Annotated in this window: 5 protein-coding genes; 2 read left to right on the top strand and 3 right to left on the bottom strand. The window is 69.9% G+C overall.

The window, feature by feature from the left end:
* The 3 genes from FNH05_RS32625 to FNH05_RS32615 all read right to left on the bottom strand — a co-directional run.
* A partial coding sequence (locus tag FNH05_RS32625; protein WP_144592694.1) for a dynamin family protein occupies positions 1-1,377 on the bottom strand: 1,377 nt, incomplete at its 3' end.
* Entirely contained in the window at positions 1,374-1,832 is a 459-nt protein-coding gene (gene grpE, locus FNH05_RS32620; protein ID WP_425458511.1) for a nucleotide exchange factor GrpE, read from the bottom strand. The genes grpE and FNH05_RS32625, both read right to left, overlap by 4 nt.
* Positions 1,833-1,837: 5 nt before the next feature.
* Positions 1,838-3,343 carry a dynamin family protein gene (locus FNH05_RS32615; protein WP_186382850.1) on the bottom strand — a complete coding sequence of 502 codons (1,506 nt, stop codon included), beginning with the start codon at positions 3,341-3,343 and terminating at the stop codon, positions 1,838-1,840.
* Positions 3,344-3,509: 166 nt separating this feature from the next.
* Between FNH05_RS32615 and FNH05_RS32610 the strand changes: the two genes are divergently transcribed.
* Both FNH05_RS32610 and FNH05_RS32605 read left to right on the top strand, forming a co-directional pair.
* Positions 3,510-3,971 carry a MarR family winged helix-turn-helix transcriptional regulator gene (locus tag FNH05_RS32610; protein ID WP_144592691.1) on the top strand — a complete coding sequence of 154 codons (462 nt, stop codon included), beginning with the start codon at positions 3,510-3,512 and terminating at the stop codon, positions 3,969-3,971.
* The coding region (locus tag FNH05_RS32605) for an SDR family NAD(P)-dependent oxidoreductase (protein WP_144592690.1) at positions 3,968-4,706 on the top strand (739 nt) is incomplete at its 3' end. The genes FNH05_RS32610 and FNH05_RS32605, both read left to right, overlap by 4 nt.

Here is a 4,706-nt window from a genome sequence, read left to right as displayed (position 1 = left end):
CATGAAGACCAGCAGCTTGTCCTCCGGGGTGGGCGGTCGCTTGTCCGGCGGCCGCAGCACCACCTGCGGACCACCGGAGCGCAGGAACTGGGCGCGGATCACGTCCAGTTCCTCGGCGGAGAACAGCTCGGACAGCGCCACGTCGGTGACCCGGTTCAGCCGCTGCGCCATCACCGCGGACACCCGCTGCGAAATCATCTGCAGTGACGCGTCCACCTGCTGCGGAAGCTCGTGCAGCCGATCACGGTTCGCGGCCTCGATCTGCTGCCGGAAGTACGACTGCGCGTCCCGCATCTGCCGGCTCGACTCGTGCCCGAGATCGACCCGTGCCCGCTGGATCTCGCCGCGCAGCTTCAGCTGCCATCCCCGCGTCGAGGACCGCCGGTCGCTGACCAGTTGGTCGCGCCGGGCCCGCAGTGCTTCCGCCTCGGCCTCGCCGGAAGAAAGCGCTCTCTGTTCTGCCTTCAGCAACGCGTGCCGCTCGCCGAGCGCGCTGGACAGCGCCCGAAGCGTGTTGGCCTCACCAAGCATCGCCGAGCGGCCGACCAGCAACTCCTGCATCGCCGCCTGCAGTGCGATCACCCCGGACCGCTCCCGCAGCATCGCGGCGGCCTGTTCGTTCGGCGCCTTGCCCGCCATCTCGAACATGCGGGCCGACACCGGGTGGAAGACCGCGTCCGCGAACCTGGGCGCGTGCTCGGCCAGCAACTGGCGATCGGCTTCGAGCACCTCGCGCCAGCCCCGGAACTGGTCCGTCTTGGACAGCGCGAAGATCACCGTTTCGACCCGGTCGCCCGTCCTGCGCAGGAAGTCCAGTTCCCCGGCGGTGAACGGCGCCGACGCGTCCACCACGAACAGCAACGCGGTCGCGTTCGCGGCGGCCTCCATGGCCAGCTCACCGTGCATGGAATCCAGCCCGCCGACGCCCGGCGTGTCCACAAGAGACAGACGTTCGAGCAGGGGCACCGGGCCGGTGATCTCCAGATAGCGCGGTGGCAACTGCCCTTCCGGGAACTCGTGCGCCGCCGAAGCCCACCGCGTCAGCTCGTCGATCGGGATGCCGACCGGGGCCAACTGCCCGGGATAGCAGGCCTGTGCCGCCCACTCCGCGCCGTGGTCGAACACGAGGTAGGTCGCGGTGGCGACCTCGGCGTCGACCGGGGACAGTCCTGGACGCACCAGCAGGGCGTTGACCAGCGAGCTCTTGCCGCGGTTGGTTTCGCCGACCACCACCACCGACGGTTTCTTCGGCCGGGCGCGGCGGATGTCTTCGACCCACTTCGCGGCCTGGACGTCGTTTTCGCGCAACACCGTCAGCAGCGTTTCGCGCGCCTGTTTCACCTGCGCCGGAAGCGAGGGCGCCGTGGGAGCGGTCATCGTTTCGTATACACCGTCACAATCGGGGGCCGCAACAACCGGTCGTGGTCGTTGAAGCCGACCACCTCGGTCTCGGCGACCAGGCCGTCCAGCGCCGGATCGTCGGTGGCCACCGCCCCGCCCGCCTCGTGCACGGCGGGGTCGAACCGCTGGCCGTCCGGCCGCACGGCGGTCACCCCGATTCCGGCCAGACCCTGTTCGAGCCGCTCCACCACGCCGCCACTGCGGGCGCGGTCGAGGGCGTACAGGCACAGTTGGATGAGCGCCTGCCGGTCGGACAGTGCCCGTTCCAGCTCGCTCGTGACAACGCCGCTGCTCACATCGGACTTCGACGCATCCGCGGCCGCGGCGGTTCCGTCCGCTTCTTCGATGAGCTTGGCCAGGCTGGCGCCCGGAATCTCGCCGGTCGGGTCATCCGCGCCCGCCTCGGGTTCCCTCCGAAACCACGACGGCACCCGACTCACCCCCGGTTCTCGCGCAATTGTTGCCAGATAAGGAAATACGCACGATGGACGACGTGTGCCACCCGGCTCTGCGCCGGAGTGGCGCCGAACGAGGCGAACGAGCGCCACCATCCGGCCCGTTCGAGAGCGTAGGCCGCCAGCTCGGCCCGTGTGCCTCCGGGCATGCCCAGCTGCGCGCCGATCTCGGCGTTGCTGCCGACCCTCAGCACCTCCTCGGCCAGGTCCTCGGGCATGTCCACCGCTCCGGCGACCACGAGCGTGAGCGCTTCGAGCAGCCGCAACTGGTGCGCCTCCGGCTTGGCCAGCAGCACCTCGATCGCGTCGTGCACGCGCTGGCGTTCGGCCGGGTCGCCGGAGGCGTGGGCGAGCGCGGTCACCGAGGCGAGCGCGGCCGCCGCCTTGATCCCGTCCGCGCGCGCGGCGAACACGACGTTGAGCCGGGCCCGCACCGCCTCCAGACCGGAGGCCTCCAGCAGCATCCGGCGCAGCGCACCAGCGGTGATCTCGGGGTCGGCCCGGATCGCCTCGATCGCGCAGCGGATGCCGAACAGGTCGAGCTTTTCCAGCAGCCGCAACCGGGTTCCGGCAGGAACCTCGCAGTCCCAGCTGGTGAAGATGTCCGCGGCCATCAGCATGGTTTCCAGCGTCGCCTCGTCCAGCGCCGACAACTGGCGCAGCGCCTCCGCGTCGGCCGAGGTGAACCCACCGGACTCGGCGGACTCGGCGATCAGGCCGATCACCGGCAGCACGTCGGCCACCCTGGGCTTGAGCAGGGCGGCCTGCTTCCCGGCCAGGATGGTCGCGGCCTTCCACACGTCGTCTTCGGCGCCCTGCACCGACTCCGGGGTGATCGTGTCGGCCTTGTTGAGCACCGCGATCGCGTTGACCGGGCCCGCCTCGCGGCTCGCTGTGGCCGCGGTGAACGCCGCGAGCGCCTGCTGGTCGTCGGCGCGCACGCCCTGCGTCACCACGTACAGCACCGCTTCCGCCCCGGCGACCGCGTTGCGCGAGGTGTCGTCGAGCTCGTCGGAGCCCTCGTCCTGTTTCGCCGCCCCGAGCAGTTCCTCGGTCCGCGAGACCGAGGCGGCGTCCAGCGAACCGAGCCCCGGGGTGTCGATCACCGTCATGTGCTGCAGCACGGCGTTGGTCAGGTACGCCTCGATGTGCGAAACCTGGGAGATGTCCACACCCAGTTCGCCGGGGATCATGCCGTCCGCGGCGAAGGGCAGGACCTGCTTGGTGCCGTTGGTGAAGACCACCTCGATGCGGTCCACCGTGCCGTACTGGAAGCGTGTCACCAGCCGGGTGCACTCGCCGACGTCCGTGGGTGCCACCCGGCGTCCGATCAACGCGTTGACGAGAGTGGACTTGCCGGACTTGATGCGGCCGGCCACCGCCACCTGCAGCGGTGCGGCCAGCCGCCGCGTCACCTCGGCGAACCCGGCGGCGGTGCGGGCCGAAACCTGCGGCTGCAACCGCCGGCACAGGTTGGCCACCGACATCGACAAGGGGCCCGCCAAGTGGCCCTGGTCCGTCACGTCGCCCCCTCCCAGCCGTGAACCGTCCGGTCGAAATAGTGCCACCCGTCGTTCCACGGTTCGAGGGAAGGTGGCCCCGACACTTATGTGGAGTTTCCAATATTTGGAAGTTCCATGTATCGTGGAGTGTGTGGATGACACGCAGTTGAACGAAGAGCTGATCGACTCTCTGTTCGCGATCCGCACCCGGGTCCACGGCGAACTGAAGGAGCTGGCCCGCGAAGCGGGGCTCACCGACACCCAGACCGACGTGCTGTGGAGGCTGAGCCGCGCGGAGGAGATGACCGCGCGCCGGCTGTCCGATCTCCTGCAGTGCGATGCCTCGACCGCCACGTCGATGATCGACCGGCTCGAGAAGCGCGGGCTGGTCCGCCGCGTGCCCCACCCCACCGACCGCCGCGCGAAAATCATCCAGCTCACCCCCGAGGGATGCGCACTGCGCGACCGAGTCATCGAGCACACCACCCGGCACTCTCCCTTCGCCCGTCTCGACCGCGAAAGCAGACTCCGCCTGCATGCGCTGCTCCGCGAGGTGAGCGAGGGCGCCCCCACCCCCGGCAGGAACGACCACGACAAGGCACAACAGCAATGAACAGCACGACCACGGTCATCACCGGCGGTGCGTCCGGCCTGGGGCTGGTGACGGCGCGTCACCTGGTCAAAGCCGGGCAGAACGTCATCCTCGTCGGCCGGGACGCGGCCCGCACCCGGGCTGCCGCCGACCACGTGCGCACCCTGGCTCCCACCGGGGACAACGCGCCCGCGCCGCGGACCTACGCCGCCGATCTGGGGCAGTGGTCGCAGGTGCGCGACCTCGCGGCGAAGCTGGCGGCCGACGCCGTCTCGGTGGACGTGCTCATCAACAACGCGGGCGCGGCCTTCCCCCGGTACGAACAGACCGTGGACGGGGTCGAGCGCACCTACGCGCTCAACCACCATGCACCCTTCCTGCTCACCCACGCCCTGCTCGCGGAGGGAGCTCTCGCCCCGGTGGCGCGGATCGTCAACCTCTCCACCTTCGTGGAGAAGCGCGGCAGGCTCGACGCCACGGACCCCGATGTTGCGGGGACGTCGTGGCGCAGCCGCTTCTACAACCAGATCAACGTCTACGCGACCAGCAAACTCGTCAGCCTCCTGGCCACCCGCGAGCTTGCGCGGCGCCTGCCCGATGGCATGAGCAGCTACAACGCCAATCCCGGCATGGTGAAGGGCACCGCCATCAACAGCAACGCCGGGGGGCTGATGCGGCTGACGGCCCCGCTCTTTCGCCCCTTCGCCATCACTCCCGACGAAGGCGTGCAAACCCCCGTCTGGCTCGCCACCACCT

Source organism: Amycolatopsis rhizosphaerae, assembly GCF_007713715.1.
Taxonomy (GTDB): domain Bacteria; phylum Actinomycetota; class Actinomycetes; order Mycobacteriales; family Pseudonocardiaceae; genus Amycolatopsis_E; species Amycolatopsis_E rhizosphaerae.
This window is presented reverse-complemented; position numbering and strand designations above follow the sequence as displayed.